The 22,562-nt window shown below is 42.5% G+C and carries 19 protein-coding genes and 1 pseudogene; 12 read left to right on the top strand and 8 right to left on the bottom strand.

Features of this window, described 5'->3' with window-relative positions; all coding sequences use genetic code 11:
* Position 1: 1 nt before the first annotated feature.
* Positions 2–1,009, bottom strand: coding sequence for an AraC family transcriptional regulator (locus K08M4_RS16580; protein WP_086050688.1), 1,008 nt, complete (start codon positions 1,007–1,009; stop codon positions 2–4).
* A gap of 133 nt (positions 1,010–1,142) precedes the next feature.
* Here K08M4_RS16580 and K08M4_RS16575 point away from each other — a divergent pair, with 133 nt between their 5' ends.
* From K08M4_RS16575 to K08M4_RS16550, 6 genes and pseudogenes are all read left to right on the top strand, one after another.
* Positions 1,143–1,493 (top strand): MFS transporter, encoded by a 351-nt coding sequence (locus K08M4_RS16575; protein WP_086050687.1) that lies wholly within the window; start codon positions 1,143–1,145, stop codon positions 1,491–1,493.
* Positions 1,487–2,710 carry an HlyD family secretion protein gene (locus tag K08M4_RS16570; protein ID WP_086050686.1) on the top strand — a complete coding sequence of 408 codons (1,224 nt, stop codon included), beginning with the start codon at positions 1,487–1,489 and terminating at the stop codon, positions 2,708–2,710. The genes K08M4_RS16575 and K08M4_RS16570 overlap by 7 nt, the downstream gene beginning before the upstream one ends.
* 754 nt (positions 2,711–3,464) lie before the next feature.
* Positions 3,465–4,703: pseudogene (gene codB / locus K08M4_RS16565) on the top strand (cytosine permease).
* A 9-nt stretch (positions 4,704–4,712) separates the two neighbouring features.
* Positions 4,713–5,990: a cytosine deaminase gene (locus K08M4_RS16560; RefSeq protein WP_086050685.1), complete on the top strand. Its 1,278-nt coding sequence runs from the start codon at positions 4,713–4,715 to the stop codon at positions 5,988–5,990.
* A gap of 362 nt (positions 5,991–6,352) precedes the next feature.
* Entirely contained in the window at positions 6,353–6,565 is a 213-nt protein-coding gene (cspE, locus tag K08M4_RS16555) for a transcription antiterminator/RNA stability regulator CspE (protein WP_004730009.1), read from the top strand.
* 508 nt (positions 6,566–7,073) lie between these two features.
* Positions 7,074–8,090 (top strand): GGDEF domain-containing protein, encoded by a 1,017-nt coding sequence (locus K08M4_RS16550; protein WP_086050684.1) that lies wholly within the window; start codon positions 7,074–7,076, stop codon positions 8,088–8,090.
* A 196-nt stretch (positions 8,091–8,286) separates the two neighbouring features.
* On the opposite strand, the gene K08M4_RS16545 is transcribed toward K08M4_RS16550, so the two are convergent.
* Positions 8,287–8,883 (bottom strand): aldolase/citrate lyase/malate synthase family protein, encoded by a 597-nt coding sequence (locus K08M4_RS16545; protein WP_086050683.1) that lies wholly within the window; start codon positions 8,881–8,883, stop codon positions 8,287–8,289.
* 170 nt (positions 8,884–9,053) lie between these two features.
* Between K08M4_RS16545 and K08M4_RS16540 the strand changes: the two genes are divergently transcribed.
* A complete protein-coding gene (locus K08M4_RS16540; protein WP_086051496.1) occupies positions 9,054–10,583 on the top strand; it encodes a DUF3612 domain-containing protein in 1,530 nt (509 codons plus the stop codon).
* 545 nt (positions 10,584–11,128) lie between these two features.
* Here the strand turns inward: K08M4_RS16540 and K08M4_RS16535 are convergent.
* Positions 11,129–12,706 carry a DEAD/DEAH box helicase gene (locus K08M4_RS16535; protein ID WP_086050682.1) on the bottom strand — a complete coding sequence of 526 codons (1,578 nt, stop codon included), beginning with the start codon at positions 12,704–12,706 and terminating at the stop codon, positions 11,129–11,131.
* A 164-nt stretch (positions 12,707–12,870) separates the two neighbouring features.
* Entirely contained in the window at positions 12,871–14,226 is a 1,356-nt protein-coding gene (locus K08M4_RS16530) for a diguanylate cyclase (RefSeq protein WP_086050681.1), read from the bottom strand.
* Positions 14,227–14,500: 274 nt separating this feature from the next.
* On the opposite strand from K08M4_RS16530, the gene K08M4_RS16525 reads away from it, so the two are divergent.
* Positions 14,501–15,709 carry a DUF3541 domain-containing protein gene (locus tag K08M4_RS16525; RefSeq protein WP_086051495.1) on the top strand — a complete coding sequence of 403 codons (1,209 nt, stop codon included), beginning with the start codon at positions 14,501–14,503 and terminating at the stop codon, positions 15,707–15,709.
* 101 nt (positions 15,710–15,810) lie between these two features.
* Here K08M4_RS16525 and K08M4_RS16520 read toward each other — a convergent pair whose 3' ends face one another.
* The 4 genes from K08M4_RS16520 to K08M4_RS16505 all read right to left on the bottom strand — a co-directional run bounded on the left by K08M4_RS16520 (position 15,811) and on the right by K08M4_RS16505 (position 19,333).
* On the bottom strand, positions 15,811–16,428 hold the full coding sequence (locus K08M4_RS16520) for a class I SAM-dependent methyltransferase (RefSeq protein ID WP_086050680.1): 618 nt from the start codon (positions 16,426–16,428) through the stop codon (positions 15,811–15,813).
* Between the two features lie 45 nt (positions 16,429–16,473).
* Positions 16,474–16,743: a hypothetical protein gene (locus K08M4_RS16515; protein WP_086050679.1), complete on the bottom strand. Its 270-nt coding sequence runs from the start codon at positions 16,741–16,743 to the stop codon at positions 16,474–16,476.
* Between the two features lie 317 nt (positions 16,744–17,060).
* The gene (locus K08M4_RS16510) at positions 17,061–18,269 is read right to left on the bottom strand and encodes a NupC/NupG family nucleoside CNT transporter (RefSeq protein ID WP_009845705.1); all 1,209 of its coding nucleotides are present in this window, start codon (positions 18,267–18,269) and stop codon (positions 17,061–17,063) included.
* A gap of 443 nt (positions 18,270–18,712) precedes the next feature.
* Positions 18,713–19,333 carry a YajG family lipoprotein gene (locus tag K08M4_RS16505; protein WP_086050678.1) on the bottom strand — a complete coding sequence of 207 codons (621 nt, stop codon included), beginning with the start codon at positions 19,331–19,333 and terminating at the stop codon, positions 18,713–18,715.
* Positions 19,334–19,752: 419 nt separating this feature from the next.
* On the opposite strand from K08M4_RS16505, the gene K08M4_RS16500 reads away from it, so the two are divergent.
* The 4 genes from K08M4_RS16500 (at position 19,753) to K08M4_RS16485 (ending at position 22,495) form a co-directional block, all read left to right on the top strand.
* Entirely contained in the window at positions 19,753–20,229 is a 477-nt protein-coding gene (locus K08M4_RS16500) for a hypothetical protein (RefSeq protein WP_086051494.1), read from the top strand.
* 284 nt (positions 20,230–20,513) lie between these two features.
* Positions 20,514–20,783, top strand: a complete 270-nt coding sequence (locus K08M4_RS16495) for a PTS sugar transporter subunit IIB (RefSeq protein WP_086050677.1) — start codon at positions 20,514–20,516, stop codon at positions 20,781–20,783.
* Positions 20,784–20,792: 9 nt separating this feature from the next.
* Positions 20,793–22,049, top strand: a complete 1,257-nt coding sequence (ulaA, locus tag K08M4_RS16490; protein ID WP_004729966.1) for a PTS ascorbate transporter subunit IIC — start codon at positions 20,793–20,795, stop codon at positions 22,047–22,049.
* Positions 22,046–22,495: a PTS sugar transporter subunit IIA gene (locus K08M4_RS16485; protein ID WP_009845709.1), complete on the top strand. Its 450-nt coding sequence runs from the start codon at positions 22,046–22,048 to the stop codon at positions 22,493–22,495. The genes ulaA and K08M4_RS16485 overlap by 4 nt, the downstream gene beginning before the upstream one ends.
* Positions 22,496–22,562 lie beyond the last annotated feature (67 nt).

Here is a 22,562-nt window from a genome sequence, read left to right as displayed (position 1 = left end):
ATCAGCATTCGCTGTCAAAACGCTCAATATATTGCTTAGGCGTCAAACCTCGATGTTTCTTAAACATCCGATTAAAGCTCGCTACGTTGGTATAACCTAATCGTTTCGCAACGTCTTCTATCGGTACTGAGTACACCAGTAAATCAACAGCAACATTACTCAACGTATAACCCATCATTGTTGAGAAATTAACGCCAGTTTTATGCAATTTTCGTTGGAATTGCTGTTCCGACAATCCTAGCAAGGTTGAGACTTTATGCAGCGTTGGCAGGCCAAAATGACGACTGTAATTGATCATCTCGTAGGTAACCTTGTGCTCATCCTCTGCGTCGGGCATGTTGAGATAGTTATCCAAATCATGAAAATTCATCGCCAGATTTGTTTTACTATTCGATGGTGATTGATTGATGGATAACCTCGACTCACTAGGGATCCAAACTTCCGTGCGAGGCTGTCCCCATTGAATCGTACAGCCGAAATATTCATGGTAGAGGTCAACATTCTCTCGACAACCTGCGATTGAAACCGCAACGGGTTTAAAGTCATCACCCAAATATCGACGTAAAATTTTCATAATGAAAACCGCGACTCTTATTGAGTCATGCACTTTACCCGTTTCTGAGTAAGCAGGATTGTCGTAGCACCATTTAATCATTGTCCCTACCTGTGCACCGTATAAGAACGCACCAGACTGTAAACAGTGTAGGCCGATGTTCACTCGGCGGATCGTAGAAGCAAGATCATGACCCGAAAAAAACCAATTCGTTAACGGGCCTAGTCTTTCAATATCCACTCGGTCAGACAGCTTCAGAATAATATCTGGATCATTAGTTTGCTGTTCAAGAAACCCATACCATTTATCGACTTCATTGACCGGAATCAGATTCATGGAGTTAGCAAATACGGACTTCGGAATACCTAAACGCTCTGCATTGACCATAGGATTGGTCACTGCATGCTGATAAATACCCAAAATCCCTAACGCTCTTAAGAAGTTACAATGGTTCATTCGTCGCTGGCCTCTAAAAATACAATGACAGATCAAATCATATAAAATCAATTATCGAAGTAATTAGTAAATTTACAACCTATAAATCCGATGTCCATCACACTCGGCGCATCATTTAGCTTAGGATTTATCAATGAGTTTATTAAGTGTCCCATTTGTCGGAACCGGTGCAGATACCGCATTGCATATCGTAGCAGGCGTTGTATTAGTCGCAACTATCGCAGCTGCATGTTACGGATTCTGGCGTGTTCATGAACTACCAATCAATAAAGCTCATAGTAAAGAGCATCAACAACTCGGCTTAATAACCGCATTAACATGGATTGGTTTTATTTGGCATTGGGTATGGGTACTTGCCGTCATATTGGCTTTTGTTGATATGGAAAAAGCCATTATTAACCTGAGAGACACATGGAAAGCGCCGGTTCAACCTGACGTTCAACCAGAACAAAACGATAAAAATGAGGAGAACCAAGTATGTTAGAAGGTTTAGCGATTTGGGCACTGTTCATTTATTTACTGAGACTAGTAGGCATGCCGTGGAACAAAGGCACTAAGGCGTTTGCTTATCTCGGTGGTACGTCATGGTTGATGTTCGTGTGGGTGGGGTTAATTAACTACACGCCGATGGACCTCTCTGGAGGTTCAGTTGTTCAATCTCCGCATATTCAATTACGTCCGGACTCAACAGCGGTCACAGGAAAAACCACCAAGGTTCACATCAGCCCAAACCAAGATGTGGTTGAAGGGCAACTTCTTTACGAAATTGATGACACCAAATATGTGATTGCGAGAAACAAAGCAAGCGTTCAACTGGAGTCAACAAAAGTCGCTTTAGACACAGCTCGCCAAGAAGTGAGCATCGCTAAAGTAAGCCATCAATCAGCGCTTGAAGACATCAAAGCTTCCGTCGCTCAGATAGAATCAGCAAAGACAGATCTAGTGCTGCAATCTAAGACCCTTGACCGGTACCAAAAGCAAAACAGAGTTGTAGAACATACAATTACTGAGACTGACATCGACCACCAAACGGCAAAGGTAGACTTAGCGACTCATAATGTCGCCACGCTAGAGTCTCAGCTCAGCAAAAAAGAAGTCGATGCCGAAAATGCAAAGTTAAACATCCACAAAGCAGAAACCAACGTCAGTAAGAAACAAACTGAGGTAGATTCGGCAAAAGCAACATTGGCTCAAGCTCAATGGGATTTGAACAGTACCAAAGTAACGGCGCCGACTGATGGCTTTGTAACTAACTTCATTCTTCGTGAAGGACAGCGAGTATCAATGATGCCTCGTATCCAAATGTACACTGAAGAAAAATACGTGTTAATGCGAGTCAATCACCAAGCGATTCGTAACGTAAAAGTGGGCCAGCCTGCTGAGTTTGCAACGGCGGTATACCCAGGCAAGATATTCTCCGCAACCGTAGAAGGCATTGTTGAAGCGACGGGTGAAGCACAAGCTAGCCTGTTAGGTATTGATGAACAAGTTCGTGTCACCACAGGTAGAAACCTTCAGAACAAGCACCACTTTGTCCGCTTAAAAATTGACGAAGCACAAGGTTACGATATTCCTGTCGGCTCTGTAGGGTTAGCTTGGGTAAGCGGTGAGAAACCAATTAGTTTTATGGCGTTCCTAGACGTAATACGCGGGATCATCATTAGAATGAAGTCCCAGTTGTACTTCTTCTACTCGATCTAATACTTGTCTTAGATAAAACGATACAAAGCCCATGAGATCTGAGATCGCACGGGCTTTTTGTCTATTTTACCGCTAGTTGCAGAAGAAGTAGAAGTAGAAGTAGAAAGAGCAGCAAAAACCAAGAAACTAAGAAACTAAGAAACTAAGCAACATTCGCTATGTATTTTTATCGGTTACCCCTTAATGACAATCGCCATAAATCGCAAAACGCAATTGTAAAACGCAACAAGATAATTCCAAAATGCGAATTAAACATTTAAATACGCACCAAATTGCTATAAAACACCCATTTTACGTTGCTTTAAAAGTTGGCACACTAACTGCAAAGTACATATTGACCCTTCTTAAGCCGAGGGTCACCTAGCCAACTGACGTTGTTAGTGAACCTTTCTTGTTCACGATATATATAGGCCAATTGCGATTATTGCGATTGGCTATTTTTTTGTCTGAAGTTTGGCTAAACGCTTTCCTTTCAATACAGACACCCATTCAAACGCATAATAATCAACATTCATAGCCAACCATAAACATCAGACACTTCATACGTTACAGCAAACGTTTTCTATTTATTTTTTTTAAATAAATAGAAAAAATAAACTATTGTTATAAATGGAAATTAACGCCCTAGCTGACTTAAAAATGCCTTTATTGACAAAATCAATATTGACTGCATTTTTAGATCACCATAATGCGCACGTTTGCCTGCAATACGGCAACCGTTATTTTTAATTTTGATCAATTGCGGAGGTAAAAAATGGCTGCTGATAATAACTACAGTCTAGGGCCGGTTCCTACATCGGCTAGGAAAGGAGTCGCTTCACTCACCATGGTAATGCTTGGACTCACTTTCTTCTCTGCAAGTATGTGAACTGGTGGTTCACTCGGGACAGGTCTTTCTTTCAACGATTTCTTCCTTGCTGTTCTCATCGGTAACCTAATTCTTGGTATTTACACTTCTTTTCTTGGCTACATCGGCTCATCTACTGGCCTCTCTACTCACCTCCTTGCTCGTTTCTCTTTCGGTACTAAAGGCTCATGGCTTCCTTCTGCTCTACTTGGTGGTACACAAGTCGGCTGGTTTGGTGTAGGCGTTGCCATGTTCGCAATTCCGGTACAGAAAGCCACAGGCATTGATACCAACACCTTGATTATTGTGTCAGGCCTTTTGATGACAGGTACGGTGTACTTCGGTATTAAAGCGCTAATGGTGCTTTCAGCGATTGCGGTGCCCGCGATTGCGATTCTGGGTGGTTACTCAGTACTGACTGCGGTAGACAGTGTTGGCGGGCTAGCACAGCTCCAACTCATCGAGCCAGAAACACCAATGGACTTCTCAATGGCACTAGCAATGGTTGTAGGTTCGTTTGTAAGTGCAGGTACGTTGACTGCCGATTTCGTTCGCTTCGGCAAAAAGCCAGCAAGCGCCGTGTTAATTACAATGGTCGCGTTCTTCATCGGTAACTCGCTGATGTTTATCTTCGGCGCAGCAGGCGCAGCAGCAACCGGTCAGGCTGATATTTCAGATGTGATGATCGCGCAAGGTCTACTGCTTCCAGCCATCATCGTGCTTGGCTTGAATATCTGGACAACCAATGAAAATGCACTTTATGCGTCAGGTCTGGGTTTATCTAACATCACAGGTCGCTCAAGTACTACAATGTCTATCATTAACGGTATTATCGGTACGATTTTCGCGCTTTGGTTATACAACAACTTCGTTGGTTGGTTAACCTTCCTTTCGCTGGCGATTCCACCCATTGGTGGCGTAATCATCGCCGACTTCTTCGCGAACCGTAAACGTTACAAAGATCTTGCAAATGCAGAGTTCCAAACCGTTAACTGGGCTGGCATTATCGCGGTAGCAACAGGCGTAGCCGCTGGTCACTTCCTACCTGGCATCGTTCCTTTGAATGCCGTGTTTGGTGGTGCAATCAGTTACCTCGTGCTAAATCCTCTATTGAACAAAAAAGCTCTGAAATCTCAGGCCGCTTAAGGACACACTATGACAACCTTATTAATCAAGAACGCGAAACTTCAGGACCAAGAAGGCTTGAAACAGATTCTGATTGAAAATGGTCAATTTTCTCGCATTCTCGATAATGACGCTCAAATCGATCATCAAGGTGACATCCTTGATACTGAAGGTGGCATTGCAGTTTCTCCTTTCTGTGAACCGCACATCCACCTAGATACTACGCAAACGGCTGGAGAACCTAACTGGAACATCTCTGGTACTTTGTTTGAAGGTATTGAGCGTTGGGCTGAACGTAAAGAATTGTTATCAATCGAAGACGTAAAGTCTCGTGCCAAGCAAACACTGAAATGGCAGATAGCGAACGGGGTTCAACATGTGCGCACACACGTTGATGTGTCAGACCCAACGTTAGTGGCGTTAAGAGCGATGGTTGAAGTCCGCGAAGAGATGAAAGAGTGGGTCGACATCCAAATCGTTGCATTCCCTCAAGAAGGTATTCTTTCATACCCTAACGGCAAAGAGTTGCTTGAAGAAGCCGTGAAGATCGGTGCTGACGTTATCGGTGCTATCCCTCACTTTGAATTCACTCGTGAATACGGCATTGAATCTCTGCATTACGTGTTCGAGCTTGCACGCAAGTACGACTGCCTGATCGACGTTCACTGTGATGAGATTGACGATGAACAATCTCGCTTTGTTGAAACGCTGGCAGCCCTTGCGCACAAATTCGAAATGGGTGAGAAGGTAACGGCAAGCCATACCACAGAGATGGGGTCTTATAACGGTGCTTACGCATCTCGCTTGTTCCGTCTATTGAAGATGTCTGGTATTAACTTCGTGGCTAACCCGTTAGTGAATATTCACTTACAGGGTCGCTTCGACGACTACCCGAAACGTCGTGGTGTAACGCGTGTTAAAGAGATGCTCGCAGCAAATATCAATGTGTGTTTCGGCCACGATGATGTGTTTGACCCATGGTACCCACTGGGCACAGCGAATATGCTTCAAGTTCTGCACATGGGACTGCACGTAACGCAAGTAATGGGCTACGACCAAATCAACACTTCGCTTGATTTGATCAGCAAAAATTCAGCACGCACACTGCATATCCAAGACAACTACGGTATTGAAGAAGGTAAGCCTGGTAGCCTATTGATCTTGCCTGCAGACAATGGTTTTGATGCCGTTCGTCGCCAAGTTCCAGTGCAGTACTCTATTCGCCACGGAAAAATAATCGCAGAGACTCAACCAGCGAAGACTAAAATTAATTTAGATAAGACTGAAGATATCAACTTCAAACGATAATATCGTCTATACTAACGAAGAAAAGGAGGCTTAGGCTTCCTTTTTACTTTGTCATGGCGTGTAACTTTATAAACCTATCAGCTGTTGTAGGTGGTTTTTGTTAACGAGCGCAACATGACAAAAAAAACTCGCTGATTTATCAATCAATGAGTGTACAACCCGAAAGACTGTGTTAACATGCACTCGCTCTGTTAGCCGGAGTTATTTAAGTTAGATGAATAGTAAAAAATGACATGTAAAATCGTTACCCGTTTTTGTAAGTAGTTTTTCCTTATTTCTTAGCAATATTAAATAATTCAATTATCAGCGCATTGCAGTAATGCAATCAACAATTTAGAAAATTTATGAATAAGGGACAAATTATGTCTAACACAAATACTGGCACTGTAAAATGGTTTAACGAAGAGAAAGGTTTCGGTTTCATTTCTCAAGACAACGGCGGCGCTGACGTATTCGTACACTTCCGTGCTATCGCTTCTGAAGGTTTCAAAACTCTGAAAGAAGGCCAAAAGGTTTCTTTCGAAGTTGAAAACGGTCAAAAAGGCCTACAAGCAGCAAACGTTGTTGCTCAATAATTAGCTTTTAGCTAAAAAGAATTTTAAAGCGCTGATTTTTATCGGCGCTTTTTTATTCCTGAAATAAAACTTCCACTAAGTTACTGTCTCTTCCACACTCACTCCTATTACCCATTTTTCGGCAGAGCATTTTTAGCAAGCCGAGTGTTTTAACAGACTAAGGTTTTTAAAAGACTAAGGGGTTGAATAGACTAAGCACTTTAAAAGACTAAATGCTTTAGCAAGTTCAGGGTTTGAACAATCTAAAATGACCCATTATTGAACACGATTGGTATCACAGCCAACCCTTGCCAACAGTCGTATCCCCTCTAAACCGGATCTCTCCTTTTTGGTCAAAGAACACTCTATTTATCATTCGATATCGATATGCAATCGATTTCCATAATAAAAATGAGTTGTTTACCCAATCCTCATCCATTAATTATATAATTTTTAAAGCAAAGATCGGTAAAATCCGCTAATCTTGGTCACAGTGGCTTAAGTTAGTTTGGTATCTGTAGTAAAAATAATGAACAAAGACGAATTTCAAAAATCTACCGCAAATCTAAAAAAAGCGGTGCCTCTTATGATGAAGAACCGAGTGTCTACCACACCTGCGAATTACGCACTTTGGTACACCTATGTTGATAATGCTATTCCACAGCTGACTAAAGACATGGATGGTATTTTGGAACACTATGGCATTTGTCCCCCAGCCGTTGGTGAGCAACTTTACAATAATTATGTTGCGAGCAAATCTGAAACGAATATCAATGACCTCCGCGCTAATTTAGAACTGTTAGTCTCGGAAGTTTCAAATTCGATGAATGATACATTGACCGATACCTCCGCCTTTTCCGACATGATCGATAAAAACTTCGAGGACTTGGCTCGCGTTGATAATGAAAGTCTATCGATCGACGAAGTCATGTCTTTAGTTCGTCAGCTGGTTTCTGAATCTCGTCATATTCGTCACTCTACTCAATTTTTGAACTCTCAGTTGAACTCTGCAACATCAGAAATCACCAAGCTAAAATCTCAGCTGATAGAAGTGCAGAAAGACGCGCTCTTTGACAGTACAACGACACTCTATAACCGCCGCTCTTTTGACCTTGATATAGAGACCTTATGTGAAGCGAAACAACCTCTGTGTTTGATTCTTCTCGACATTGATCATTTTAAAAACTTCAACGACACCTATGGCCACTTGTTTGGTGACATGGTTCTTAAAGGTATTGCGCGCAAGTTAAAACAAATGTGCCGTGAAGGTATTTCTGCTTACCGATTTGGTGGTGAAGAGTTCGCGATAATCGTGCCAAACAAATCATTACGCATTGCACGCCAGCTTGCTGACACCAACCGCCGCTCTCTAGAAAAGCTATCGATTAAAGATCGTCGTAGCGGGCAACAGGTTGGCAATATCACAGCATCGTTTGGGGTAGCTGAACTTGAACCCGGTGAATCGGCACAATCACTGATCGAACGCGCTGATAAGTTACTTTACGAAGCGAAATCTCTGGGTCGTAACCGGGTCATGCCCCTTTAAGTTTAATCTCTGATGTGACTTAACTAGCGCCAGCGAAGCACTAATCAATATTCGTTGGAAAGAACATCAAAAAGCCCCAAAGATTCACTCACGAGTTAATCTTTGGGGCTTTTTTGTTGGTAATGGGTAATGTATCGATTTAGTACTTACTAGCTGGGTTCAAAACCTTCAGCATTCTAAATCTTATTTCACACCACTAAAGTTGATAGCAATAATTCAGGCAGTAATCTTCACCACTCTTAGCTCGAAACTCTTTGTCTTCACTGCATGCCTTTGGTTTACCCTTTGCATCACCTTGAATCAAACTGATCCAGTGACGCATTGCTGCTATGGTCTCGTCGCGGATTGTGGTCGTTGCTTCCATTGGCAATTGGCTAAACGTCGTGCATGACTCTAACTGAATATCATCGATCTCTACCAACTCAATACAACCCGTTCCTTTATGACAGCCAAACATCACTTCTAGGTGGCTCCCGCTATCATCTCGGAACAATATCGAGTCTGGGTCATTCTTCTCTCCCATGTACGCTACAAATTGCTTGGGATGCTTTAAGCCACTATGTTGTCCATCTTTGAAGTAAGCCATAATATGACGGTAGTCGACTACGTAGCTTGTTACATCTTGGTGCGAGCCGTTCTCTAGTGGAAACAGGCGATCAAGTAGCTGCTTTGCTTTCACTTGCTTCTGAGTTTGCTTATTCGCACTGATTGCCTCCACGGCAAAGACAGCTTCAGCGATAAATGGCTTTGATTGTTTTTGGATTTCTGTTTTATCGAATGTCAGCATATTCATAGTCTTTCCCTTTTGAGCCATCCGGTGAAAACTCACCGAGTTTTACAACAATAATGTGTCCTGGAGCAATTATTCCAAACTAACGTTTAATTTATTTGTCATTTTGTGAATTGCTCAGTTTGTAGACTAACGCTTTTTTGCATACAATTTCACAACAAAAATTTTACAATGTGAATTTTACAAATATGGCCTTGTCAAAAAGTTTAGTTCGTCAGTCACATTTCCTAGGTACTAAAATACGTAACCTAAGAAAACGTAACCATTTAACGATGGAAGATCTGTCTGCGCGTTGTATTAGAATCAACCCAGAATACGCACCTTCCGTTTCTTACCTATCAATGATTGAACGCGGAAAGCGGGTTCCAAGCATCGATATGCTGGAAGTGATTGCGCAGGTCTTTCAGAAGACACCAACCTGGTTCCTCGACGACGAATCCGAACAACAAGCCATTGCTCCTGATAAAGGGAATCGTGGGGGGATAAGTGGCATGGCACTCGAGCCGAGCTTTCTATTCTCCAACGACATCCTGCAAATTGCGATTCCAGAGATGCTATCGCAAACAGGAATCTCAGGCCGTCAGTTTGCGCACCTCTTGATTCGAGCACATCAAGAGAGCAATCAGAACCACTTCCCTGACCTTGAGCGTGCTGCTGAAGAAGTTGGCTTAAAACGTCTTAACCTCAGCGTAGAAGACCTTATAGACATAGCTAGAAGCCTAGGAATCAACATCCGTTGGGTAACACGCACACCGAAAGACGTTGTTGATGAGCTCGGAATTAATGCCAAACAGCTCGTCACTTCGTTCTTTGAACCTCCCAGTACCATCTTCTTAAACGAAATTCTGAAAGAGTACCCGACTCGACTGAAATACGATTTGTCTGTCTATATCGGCCATTGCATTCTTCATAGCAAAGAAGGCCTGAAGAGTGTGTTGTCGGTCGGCAACAACAATACATGGGACGACAATCAGGTTTCAGGATCTTCACAGCTCAACTCCCAAGACATCCTTCAAGCATGGCGAGACTTTGAATCCAGCTTCTTTGCTGGCGCACTTCTTTGCCCGAAAGTTCCATTTAGACAGTTGCTTGACCGCACTGGTTACGAAATCGACGTTCACAAAAGAGCGGGGGTTTCCCCCTCTGTTGCTATGCGTCGAATGACGGTAGTATCGCCCTACCCTCACTGGCACTACTTTGATGCTTATGGGCCAGGGAAACTCAAGGCGGTGTACCGCGGGAACGGGATTCCACTGCCTTGGGGAAATATGAGAACGGTCGCCGACCCATGTCAACATTGGGCTGTATTCCGTCGATTGTCAGAACCTCGCGCAGGGAGTTCGGCTCAAATATCTATTTTAAATGTGGGTGATGAGCCAAGAATCTACTGCTGTGAATCCATCAATATGACGGACCCTGCGGGTAACAATCGCGTATTGTGTGCTGGCATAGACCTTAATCCAGCGATTGATGCTCAAGGCGGTAATTCAAGAGACATTGCAGAGCAACTTAAAGCGTCATGCGTTAACAATGGTGGCTCTGTGGTAATACCGCGTAACATCAAGAAAGATCTCACGACAATAGCTAAAATTCTAAATATAAATTGGATTGAACGTGGGATTGAGACAGAGGCTAGGCTTATCTGCTCCAGAGGTGGAGAGTGCCCTCGCCAGCCAAGCTGTTACTCGAAGTGTGGTGAGTAAAACCAACAAGTAGAACTCAAAATTCAGGCAAAAAAAAACCAATCACAAAAGGGTGATTGGTCATATATTTTGTGTGAACAATATGGGTTCACTAACAACGTCAGTTGGCTAGGTGACCCTCGGCTTAAGAAGGGTCACTATTACTAATGCACTATACGTGCCAACTTTAAATATACGTATTTACTACGCATCTGAACACGTATTCGCCATAAATGCTTGTTTGTTTTGCAAACTGAAATTGCAAATTGCAAAACCCAACAAATCGCTAGTGATTATGTTGTTATTAATAGATCATTAAAGATTAATTTCTCTTCCTATAAATACCTACTTTTCAATAAATTCGATAGCTTCAACTCTGAAGAAACCTCTTCTTGTTTGCTTAATTACACCCATAAAAAAACGCGAACATTGAAATTCAATATTCGCGCTTATTCGAGTCAAATTACAGAAATTCGCAAATGAACGAGAACCTTCTTAAAAAGTAGTTCTCGTTACTGAACCGCTATAAAGCTATCTTCTCAACCTTTCAGTCTACCAAAGATCTACTATTTCTGAGGTGCAGGCTTAGAACGGCTTCTAGATAGTGAAGGTTTGTTACCTGTAGGCTTATTACCTGCTGGTTTGCTCGAGCTATTACCGCCACCGAAACCAGACTTCTTAGGTTTACCTGCACCAGCTGGCTTACCAGAACTATTCGTAGAAGGCTTGTTTGCCGCATTACCACGCTTATAGTTACTGCCATTATTTCTTAAAGATTTATCATCACCTGCAGAGTTGCTGTCAGAAGCTTTGTTGCCTGAGTTAGGCTTGTTCGCATTAGGCTTACGCTTAGGAGCAGAACCTGAACCAGATACATGACGTTTGTTCTTACCTGCTGGTTTGTGTCCACGAGCGTTGTCACCAGAACGTTGACCATCCGAGTGTTCGCGTGTCTTTTTCGGCTTCTTAGGCTTAATTGGACGCGAATCCAAACGAGATTCAGGCAGTTTGTTTACAGGTGCAAAACCTTCAAGTTCACGACGTTCAAGCACTTGCTGAATAAGGCGCTCAATACCAAACAGTTCACCCACTTCATCAGCACAAACCAGTGAAATTGCTTTACCAACTTCACCAGCACGGCCAGTACGACCAATACGGTGAACGTAATCTTCTGATACGTTTGGAAGGTCGAAGTTAACCACTTGAGGCAGTTGTGGGATGTCGATACCACGAGCAGCGATATCGGTCGCTACAAGTACTCGTACCTTACCTGTTTTAAAGTTCTCTAATGCTTTAGTACGTGCGCCTTGGCTCTTGTTACCATGGATAGGTGCCGCCGAGATACCTTGCTCGTCAAGGAAGTGAGAAAGCTTGTTCGCACCGTGTTTCGTTTTGCTAAACACGAGCACTTGTCGCCAATCATTATCTTTGATCAGCTTCGCTAGCATTGCGCTTTTTTTCTTTTTATCTACTGGATAAATGCTTTGTTCAACAGTTGGTGCCGTTGAGTTTGCAGGGCTTACTGAGATTTCAACTGGGTTGTTGACTAAGCCTTTAGCCAAGCCACGAATATCATCAGAGAACGTCGCTGAGAACAGTAGGTTCTGGCGCTTCTTAGGTAGAAAAGCCAAGATCTTACGGATATCGCGAATGAAGCCCATGTCTAGCATGCGGTCAGCTTCATCTAGCACTAGAATTTCTAGTTGATCAAAACGCACAGCATTTTGGTTATATAGGTCAAGTAGACGACCTGGTGTTGCTACCAGTACATCACTACCTTTACGCAGTTTTTGCATCTGAGGGTTAATTTTCACACCACCAAACACCACCGTAGAAGTAAGAGGTAAGTTAATACCGTACTTCACTACGCTGCCATTCACTTGCGCAGCAAGCTCACGGGTTGGTGTTAGCACTAGCGCACGTACTTGGTTTTGACGTACGCGAGGGCCTTTAGATAACATTTCCAGAATAGGTAGCGTGAAGCCTGCAGTTTTACCTGTACCTGTTTGAGCAGCGGCCATAACATCTTTGCCCGTTAGGACAGCTGGTACGGCTTTCTCTTGTATTGGTGATGGCTTATCGTAACCTTGTGCTTCAATAGCTTTAAGGATCGGTTCAGAAAGGCCCAGGGAGGTAAAACTCATAGATTATTTTCTCAGTTGAATAACATTTAGTATGAGCAACGCGCAGAAAGAAGTCGTTGCTACAGCTTTCGCTCATCAATAGGATTGATAAAGAGCAAAGCGCGGTATTCTGAGGCTTTTCCCCACATTCAGCAACTAAATTCTAATCACAGCTCTAATTCGACCTACATAATTTGTCGTTTCTGTTCGTACATTTTTTCATCAGCTGCTTTGAGTAGTGCATCGACATCACTGTAGTTATTGTTATGAATTACCCAACCAACGCTAATTCGAAGATAAATCGAGTGCGCATCATAAACGACAGGGGTGTTACATATTGCTCTTCGAAGTTTAGCTACAATCGAAGAGACATGTTGGTCATCGATGATACGTGGCAGCAAAACTAAGAACTCATCACCACCGATCCTCGCAACGATATCTGAACCACGTAACTTGCTCTTAATGCGCTTAGCACACTCAATAAGCACCTGATCGCCAGCCGCATGCCCAAAAGTGTCATTGATCGCTTTAAACCCATCAAGATCGATATTTACCACAGCAAAGGTTCTTGCTCTCTGCTTTTGGATGACTTTAAACGCCTGCTTTAGGCTGAACATAAAGTATCGGCGATTAGGTAACATGGTGAGTTCATCATGCATAGAACGGCTATCTGCAATTCGGTACAGGCGATAAATAGTAAAGAAGGCAAACGCCAGCACTAACATGAGGGTGTAACCGACTAACCTCACCGCTTGAATTCGATACCAAGGCACATCCATTAATACATGATCATTACCAGCGAGAGCAAGGTACCAACCACCGTATGGGAAGCTCACCTGTTCGGTAGCAAATGCATTATCAAATACATCCTGAGTGCCATAAAAGACCGCGCCATCTTTACCCGAACTGTTTGCGCCACGAATCGCGAGTTGGTACTTATTTTCGATTATCCCAATTCCGACATCTTCAAACAGCTCGTCTAAACTAATCACGGCACTGGATACACCCCAATAGTCTTGGTTAAAAGGCGGGTCCCTGAAAATAGGTGTACGTGTAATGAGAGCTTGACCACCTTGAAACAACTCAAAAGGACCGGCAATGAAGGTGTTGCCAATATTTCGCGCTATTTCAACCGACTCCCACTGGGTTGGATGGTCTCGATAATCAATACCAAGGACCTGCTCATTACCTTCCAATGGGTAGACGAAATTTAGGATGTCATCTTCGGCCAGACCGATCAGACGAATGTGGAACCCATCTCGAATGATATTCTCAGCAATCTTGTCCCAACTTTTCATATCGCTGTCAGGGTTTATCGTCACAAGAGTAGAAAAATTATTGAGGATATACATATCTGAAACAATCGTGGCTTCTATTCGAGAACGAATGATCGATAGCTGCTTTTTTGCCTCTGAGTAGGATTCATCTTTCAGGTAGGATAATTCTTTAGAGTGAAAAAACTCGATAGCACTCATTACCACTAAAAAAAACAGTAAAGATAATAATTTGGCAGGCCATTGCTTGCTAGAACCTCTTGGCATTCAGACCCCCTAAACCTTTTTGTTTTTTAAATTTTCTCATATCAGACTAACTCTTTAAGTATGCCGTCAAGCTATTTAAATACATACAGTTAGCCTAGTTCTCATTTCATTATTGAGTTATTCATCACTTAAAAGCCATTAGACACATTGGTTACTGAACCAAATATCTAATCAATCTTATTAAAGCTTACAATGTATTGACCAAAACCTTACATTGAAAGATTCATGGGTGTTATTTTATACTCACAATCAATCAGCTTGGTACCTTACGAACATGAAGCTAAAAACGCTAACTCTGTGCACATTGTTATCAATCTCAGTTGCGGTTGCGGTTCACGCACACACTACTTCAGATACGCTAACGGCTTTTGACACACAACAGACTGTTAACATACAAGAGAACAAGCAAGCAACAAACGTACCAAAGATTCAATCACAAGCTGATATTATTCCCTCTCAAGAACAGTCTTTCAAACAGTCTGCAGACCTCATTCGCACTACCTACGAAAGCCAACTTTATACCCTGCCCGCCTTCAAAGAGGGTCACTATGGTTTGCGTATGTATCGACAAACATTAGACGACAAATATTCTGCCGCGGTTTGGAGTGATATGGCACGTGTAGCAAGTAAGCTCAGCCGCCTATCGAATGATGTTCACACCATGGAACAAATCGTACTGTACTCAGAAAAGCGTGTTGCTTCCTATGTTGGCGACAGCGATGAACGTAGTGTTCGACGCTACAACATCACCAAGCACATGCCAGAATATCTATACCTTGGTGTTGACCTTCTCGGCTCTATGGCACGCGCCAATGAGTACGGTTTAGAACACAAGAATGATGCCAAACTACGTGAAATTATTCGCCGTTATGACTTTTCACGATACGTTACTAACGAAGACATGGTGAAAGCATGGGCTGCTCAATTGGCGAATCAGGTCTATTGGCTGCGTCAATTGGGTGAACAAGATGTCGTTAATGAGTTCGTCGACACCTTCAAGAAAGCGTACCCAGACAATAAAGATAAGAAACTTTCAAGCCAGCAATTCGGTAATAAGATCTATGGTATGACACATGTCATCTTTGGTGATTCAGAGTATTACCAGCATCAAGTAAGCGAACAAGAACACCAATGGATCTACGATTACTTCAGAGAGAACATCGATACAATCCTGTTACGAGCAAAAGAAGATGTGATTGCTGAGGTTGGGTTGACCTTCTTATTAGCCGGACTAGAGAATGACCCAGTAGTAGAGAAAACTCGGCTCGCAATCCAAGCTTCTATCGATAAGACAAAAGGTATGATCCCTTCGGTCACCGGTGATTTTGACCTCAAGTATGGGGAACACCGCAACGTACTCGCGATTATGTTACTCGATTGGCAACAAGTGAACGAAGCACCGACTTATGAAGGCAACCCAAAAGTGTTTACTAACATTCCTTATGGATTAGTTGAAAACCAACCGCTGAAGCACTTGCAGTAATACCTAAGTTGATTTTAGGATCCAAAAAGCCGCATACCTTCCATGGCATGCGGCTTTTCAATGTTTGCTACGACGGTACTAGTATCAAGATAAAGACGGCATCAAGCCCCTGACTCGCATTTGTTCATTACTATCGTGAAATCCCCTTCCGCATACCCTTCGATCAAGGAAACATCGTCACAGAGCGTTTTACAAAAGCGATATACGCCTTGAGGGTGATAACTCATCAAAGTGTTACGTGAAGGGTATTGGCTTGAGTTGAGAAGATTAAAAATCACCGTCTGATTCGACAATTCATACATACGAGTAATCATGTTAGTCAGATAATCGGAGTCGCGAGAGATGTAATTCAATGAACCACTGGCGATAACCACATCGTGTGTCTCAAGGCTCATTTGGCTCATGTCACCCGACAAGAACTGACAACGAGCTTCTGTATAGTTCTGCTTAGCCTTTTTTAGAAAGCCTGCATGTTGGTCAACACCTGTGTAAGACTGAATTCGATAGATACTGTCGAGCAATTCAAACAGCTCGCCATAGCCGCAACCCAAATCTAAGACACTCTTCTTTTCGAAGTCAGCCGAACGAGCAATCACTTCAAAGCGACACAATTGGCTCTCTTCGCCGGTCCACCCTAAAGCTTTAGCCTTGTCGCCATTCGAGCGGTTAGCCTGTTTTCGATGATAGCGATACACTTTCCAACGATCGAGCCAGTGCATTCAAACAAATCTCACTTCAATGAACATCAACACACCTTAGTGAAATTAAGCTTTAGAACTTGAAGAAAAGAGCCCACCGATTTTATAACCGATCGCATAGCAAACCACCGCGACAGTCACAAACACCAAAGCTGAGAAGACATAAGCCACCGATGCTGCGACGCCAGTGCCCCATACTACGCTAAACACCAAACCGAGATACGCTTCTTGCGGCCACTGATAGATAGGAAATTGAGTGCCACCAGCAATAAGATAAACCATCGCAAACAAGCCAATGAAGGTAGCAATAAGACCGATGAGAACGCGCATGTTCATGGAGAGACCCTTGATAAATTTGAGCTTGGTTGTCGTATTCTTAATCGAAGCCGAGTGTTCTTAATAGAAACCGGATTTTCTTAATCGAAGCAGAATGCTATTAATCGCAACCTAATGATATTCAAGTATATCGGATAAAACAGGCTTGCTCTATTACTCTTCAGAGTGAGCCTGCCACACAGCAAGGCAATAAAAGATGAGTTTGAATCTGAATCAACTTAACGAGCAGGCACAAAAAAGCGGACACCCTTTTCACGTTGAATCCGTAAGAAAGATGTCCGCTTTAACTGAATCTAGCTGTTTTGGGTAAATCTAGCTTAAAGCAAGATGAAGATACCCGCTAAACACGCACTCATTAGGTTTGCAAGCGTACCAGCAGCGACTGCTTTCAAGCCTAAGTTTGCCACTTCAGCACGACGCTCTGGTGCCATAACACCGATTGAACCCAGCTGAATTGCGATAGAGCCAATGTTAGCAAAGCCACATAGAGCAAAAGTAACGATTACTTGGCTGTGTTCAGATAACAACGCTTTGTTCTCAACGAAGTCGATGAAAGCAACAAACTCGTTCATTACAATCTTCTGACCGATGTAAGAACCCGCCATTAATACTTCATCACTCGGGATACCAATCAGCCACGCTAGAGGGGAGAACAGGTAACCGAAGATTGCTTGCAGTGTAATACCCGCAAAACCGAACGTTTCACCTAGACTTTCTAGGCCAGTGTTAACCATCGCAATCACACTCACGAATGCAATCAACATAGTACCGACAGCCACTGCGACTTTCATACCGTTCATCGCGCCGCTTGCCAATGCATCGATTACGTTGCTTTGGTCAGCTTTATCGAGTTCGATATGGTCGTAGTCACTTGGTGTGCTGCGCTCAGGAACGATGATCTTCGCCATTAACAGGCTACCTGGAGCCGCCATGAAGCTTGCTGCTATAAGATATTTAAGCTCTACACCAAGGCCAGCATAACCACCAAGTACACTGCCCGCTACCGACGCCATACCACCTGCCATTACAGCAAACAGTTCCGAACGAGTCATAGATTTTAAAAATGGACGAATAAGAAGAGGAGACTCACCCTGAGAAAGGAAAATATTACCTGTCGCTACCAAGGATTCAGCTTTACTGGTGCCGAGCAGTTTTTGCACCGCTCCGCCCAAGATTTGAATCACTTTTTGCATGATGCCGAGGTAGTAAAGTGCAGAGATCAAAGCACTGAAGAAGATAATGATTGGAAGTACGCGTATCGCGAAAATGAAACCTTCAGTTGCAAGGTCGCCGAAAAGGAATGCGATACCAGCGTCTGCAAAACCAAGCAGGCTAGAAACGCCATTACTTAGGCTTGTTAGCGCCAATTGTCCCCAAGGGAAATACAACACCAAAGCAGCAAAACCGATTTGAAGTAATAGTGCACGAGAGACTGTTTTCCAGTTAATCGAAGAACGACTTTCAGATAGCAGGTACGCACAAGCAATCAGTGCCAGAACACCGACAAAACCAAATAGAATATTCATAATGTGTCCTAGTAATCCTTAAAGAGTGAACATGAGCCAAACGAATGACATCAAAGGAATAGGACAAAGAACCGCAAGCAAAACGCTACGCGATGAAGGAGCTAACAGGGTTAGCGAATGTAACAACGAGTTGTTCATGTAAAAATCACCTTATACAAGCAGTGGAACGTAGCTGGTCCGGTCCGTGGGGTCATTCACATATCCATGTGACGGCTTGTATTGGCTAAGCACCGGCTTAAAACCGGAAAAGAAGTATAAACAGTTAAGTGAGACTTTCATCACATTTTTTGACGCAAACGTTCGCGCGGTCAAGGATTAAACAAAACGCAGTGTTTATCGGCGAGATCGACGGGGGCAGGCAAAAATAAGTTAACTAAATCGATTGTTAAAATAAAAAGCCACAGGACGTGGCTTTTCTAGAATATAAAAGAAAGTACCTGTAACTAGTTTAGCAATGCACTTTTCACTTCAACGTCTTGGAAGATTTCTTCGAAACGTTGTTTATAGATAAGCTGCATTTCATTAATGATCACGCCTCCATCTGGCACATCGTTCTCGCCTTGGAAGTTTTTACTCAGTAACTTCTTACCGGCTTCATCATAAATAATCACATTAATGTTGTACCAAGAGTTATCTGTAAACGCGTGGAAATCATATTTCCATTCATTCAAGACGAACATCATCGATTTATTGTCGAACGCTTTCATCTGCTCAACGACTTTAGTGATGTTTTGGTTTGGTGTCGTCTCTACTGAGTCCACTGTCACTTGCTGCTTCTTTAATCCTGCAACGAGTCTATCCGTCAAAAACTGAGACATCGGCTGTTGTGTCGCCGTGTTGTGTGAATAAGGAATACCGAGAGAACTACGGATAATGCCCTCAAACTTTGGCTCTTTATCTTGGTCTAAAACGTATGGGCGTTTATCGATCACTGCAATAGTCAGTGCTTTTTCTTGAGGTACGACACTCAATTGTGGCGCACTCTGCTCTGGAGTTAATACCGTTGCACAACCTGAAAGCCCTAGCGTGATTGTGGCAAGGAGCAAACTGACGAGTTTTGTCATTAGATTTACCTATCTTATTGTTTTGAAGATGGTGTTCTAACAAAAATTGTCTTAATCAGTAAACATTCATTAAATCAATAATTTATATAATTCTTATTTATATAAATTGGCTCACATATCAGGTTGGATTTATTGAGTAATTACCCAATAAAACTTTAAGCTACAGGCGTTGTAAATGAAGACCATGAAATGAATGTGATATGTTCACCTATGTAGAAAGCAGCGTAATCTCTTGGTTAATTCTGTGTGATTATTACTACTTTTCTGTGTTCTCCCTCATTTACTATGACTTCAAGATTCATCTTCAGTTTAGATGCGTATATACTTTGTATTATCTCACCCATACATTATCTATAAAACGAGAAGGGCTGATTAGATATAACAGCCATCGAGACTAAGAGAGGAAACACGTGAAGAAAATGGAAGCTCCGCACGACATGAACAATGGAGCTAGATTCAAAACAAATAGACACGGCTATGTGACAGTAGTTGAGTATTATAATACCTATACTGTTATTGTCGCGTTTGAAAACACCGGAAATATCCGCGCTATCAGTGCGGCGAAATTACGTACAGGTCAGTTAACCGATCGCTCTGTCGCACCTGAATCAATTATGATTGGTGAAAAGGTTGAATCCGTTAAGCATGGAATATTAACCATTACCCAAGTTGAATCCGAAAATATTGTGGTTCTGACTAATGCCAATAACGAAGAAATTAGAATGTTATTGCCTGCTGTACAGAAAATGAAAGATAAAACCGAAGAAATAGATGGTGAAAATGCTCCCTCGCCAAAACCGACTTCTCTTAGCCAACTGACTAAAAGAAATAAAAAGACCAAAGACGTTAATAGCATGCTTAAGAAAATGCTTACCGACTACGGTCGATACGATTAATTCTCTATTTTCTTCAACAGACCCTCTATATATTTACATTTCAATAGACAAATACATTTACCCCCACCTTTCTCAATAGATACGTTGCATATTCGTGTGAAAAGTTAAATTTGATCAAAGTCTCACTCTGGATCTTAACTACAAAATAACGAGATCTTCATCACAATCTCATTTTACCTTTGTGATGGAGATCTTATTGAAATCTCAATATTTCCATTACTATTCTCCCACACAACAAGAGAACGCAGTTTCTCAACCCCTAAAATCCAATTGAGACAAATATTATGAAAAAGATTCTTGTAGTTTGCGGTAACGGCCTTGGTACTTCTCTAATGATGGAAATGGCAGTAAAAGAAGTCGCTAAAAAAATCGGTTTCGAAGCAGAAGTTGATCACGAAGATCTATCATCTGCAGCATCAAGCAATGCGGATATTTGGGTTGCAGCAACAGACGTTGCAAACCAACTAAAAGACGCTGGTAAAGAGAACATCATCAGCCTTAAAAATATTTTTGACAAAGTATCAATCGAAGAACAACTAAAAACTTTCATGTAAGGTCAAATTATGCAAAACTTTTTCGAATTCATGCTCGGCTTATTAAAAGAGCCAGCAATCATGGTAGGTTTAATTGCTTTCATTGGCCTTGTTGCACAAAAAGCAGATATTTCTACTATTCTAAAAGGCACAATTAAAACCGTAATGGGTTTCCTAATTTTAGGTTTTGGTGCTGGCGCTCTTGTTGGCGCATTAAATAACTTCTCAGTTGTATTTACTGAAGCATTCGGCGTAAGTGGTGTTATTCCAAATAACGAAGCAATTGTTGCATTAGCACAAGAAGCATTCGGTTATGAAATGGCTCTAATTATGTTCTTCGCATTCGTTGTGAATATTTTATTGGCTCGAATTACTCCTTTAAAATATATTTTCTTAACGGGTCACCACACAATGTTCATGTCTATGCTGGTAGCAGTAATTCTGTCTACAGCAAACATTGAAGGCACAGCTCTTGTCGCAATCGGCTCAATCATTGTGGGTACATTAATGGTTGTGATGCCAGCGCTAGGCCAAAAGTACACTGAAAAAGTGATGGGTACTGATCAACTGGCTATCGGTCACTTCTCGACACTGTCTTACATCGTGTCTGGCTTCATTGGTAGCAAATTCGGTGACACATCAAAATCAACAGAAGACATCCAAGTTCCTAAAAGCTTAATGTTCCTACGTGATACGCCAGTAGCCGTAGCAACAACAATGGCTATCTTCTTCATGCTTGCGTCTATTATTGCGGGCGGCGAGTTTGTAGAAACAGTATCAAGCGGTCAAAACTGGGTTGTGTTTACCTTCATGCAATCTCTAATCTTTGCAGGTGGTGTTTACATCGTATTGCAAGGTGTGAAGATGCTGATTGCTGAAATCGTTCCTGCATTTAAAGGTATTTCTGACAAACTAGTTCCGGGGGCAAAACCTGCTCTAGACTGCCCTATGGTATTCCCTGTAGCGCCAAACGCGGTACTTATCGGTTTCCTTTGTTCTTTCGCGGCAGGTCTACTAGCAATGGCTGTTCAAGGCGCGCTTGGTTGGACAATCATTGTAGCTGGCGTGGTTCCACACTTCTTCGTAGGTGGTGCGGCAGGTGTTTACGGTAACGCTACTGGCGGTCTACGTGGTGCAATTCTAGGTTCATTCACGCAAGGTCTGTGTATCTCTTTCCTACCAATGCTACTACTTCCAGTACTGGGTGGTCTTGGGCTTGAAGCGACAACATTTGCTGACTTCGACTTCGGTGTTGTTGGTCTGATTCTAGGATGGATTGTTTCATGAGCCTATTCGATTTAATCGGTAACCAAGGCGTTATCATCAACTCTGAAGAGAACCTAACGGTTGATGCTGCGATTGATTTAACCTGTTCAACACTGTTAGCAAGCAAGAAAATTGAAGCAAGCTATGTTGAAGCTATCAAGCAAAAGCACAAAGACATCGGCGCGTACTATGTTCTAGCACCAAAGATTGCGATGCCTCATGCTCGTCCTGAAGATGGTGTGAACGAAGCATCACTGCAGGTGACAGTATTCAAAAAGGGTGTTGATTTAGAGTCGGAAGACAACGGTGACGTTTACCTTTCAATCACTCTGGCAGCGATGGACTCAGATAGCCATATCCATACTATTATGGCGCTATCAGAGTTGTTCCAAAATGATGATGACATTGATGCCATTATCGCAGCGGAAACAGAGCAAGAGATCATCGAGATCTTAAAGCGATACTAGTTACGCTAAAAGCTGTTACTCCAGAGAAAAGCTATCAGACCGAGCCCTGCTCGGTCTTTTTTTTTAC

Source organism: Vibrio syngnathi (genome assembly GCF_002119525.1).
Classification (GTDB): domain Bacteria; phylum Pseudomonadota; class Gammaproteobacteria; order Enterobacterales; family Vibrionaceae; genus Vibrio; species Vibrio syngnathi.
Note: the sequence above shows the minus strand (reverse complement) of the source record. Positions and strands in the feature narration are given on the sequence as shown.

Coding starts and splice junctions, on each gene's coding strand:
- K08M4_RS16580 (WP_086050688.1), bottom strand. CDS start 1,009: ATGAACCATTGTAACTTCTTAAGAGCGTTAGGGATTTTGGGTATTTAT.
- K08M4_RS16575 (WP_086050687.1), top strand. CDS start 1,143: ATGAGTTTATTAAGTGTCCCATTTGTCGGAACCGGTGCAGATACCGCA.
- K08M4_RS16570 (WP_086050686.1), top strand. CDS start 1,487: ATGTTAGAAGGTTTAGCGATTTGGGCACTGTTCATTTATTTACTGAGA.
- K08M4_RS16560 (WP_086050685.1), top strand. CDS start 4,713: ATGACAACCTTATTAATCAAGAACGCGAAACTTCAGGACCAAGAAGGC.
- cspE (WP_004730009.1), top strand. CDS start 6,353: ATGTCTAACACAAATACTGGCACTGTAAAATGGTTTAACGAAGAGAAA.
- K08M4_RS16550 (WP_086050684.1), top strand. CDS start 7,074: ATGAACAAAGACGAATTTCAAAAATCTACCGCAAATCTAAAAAAAGCG.
- K08M4_RS16545 (WP_086050683.1), bottom strand. CDS start 8,883: ATGAATATGCTGACATTCGATAAAACAGAAATCCAAAAACAATCAAAG.
- K08M4_RS16535 (WP_086050682.1), bottom strand. CDS start 12,706: ATGAGTTTTACCTCCCTGGGCCTTTCTGAACCGATCCTTAAAGCTATT.
- K08M4_RS16530 (WP_086050681.1), bottom strand. CDS start 14,226: ATGCCAAGAGGTTCTAGCAAGCAATGGCCTGCCAAATTATTATCTTTA.
- K08M4_RS16525 (WP_086051495.1), top strand. CDS start 14,501: ATGAAGCTAAAAACGCTAACTCTGTGCACATTGTTATCAATCTCAGTT.
- K08M4_RS16520 (WP_086050680.1), bottom strand. CDS start 16,428: ATGCACTGGCTCGATCGTTGGAAAGTGTATCGCTATCATCGAAAACAG.
- K08M4_RS16515 (WP_086050679.1), bottom strand. CDS start 16,743: ATGAACATGCGCGTTCTCATCGGTCTTATTGCTACCTTCATTGGCTTG.
- K08M4_RS16510 (WP_009845705.1), bottom strand. CDS start 18,269: ATGAATATTCTATTTGGTTTTGTCGGTGTTCTGGCACTGATTGCTTGT.
- K08M4_RS16505 (WP_086050678.1), bottom strand. CDS start 19,333: ATGACAAAACTCGTCAGTTTGCTCCTTGCCACAATCACGCTAGGGCTT.
- K08M4_RS16500 (WP_086051494.1), top strand. CDS start 19,753: ATGGAAGCTCCGCACGACATGAACAATGGAGCTAGATTCAAAACAAAT.
- K08M4_RS16495 (WP_086050677.1), top strand. CDS start 20,514: ATGAAAAAGATTCTTGTAGTTTGCGGTAACGGCCTTGGTACTTCTCTA.
- ulaA (WP_004729966.1), top strand. CDS start 20,793: ATGCAAAACTTTTTCGAATTCATGCTCGGCTTATTAAAAGAGCCAGCA.
- K08M4_RS16485 (WP_009845709.1), top strand. CDS start 22,046: ATGAGCCTATTCGATTTAATCGGTAACCAAGGCGTTATCATCAACTCT.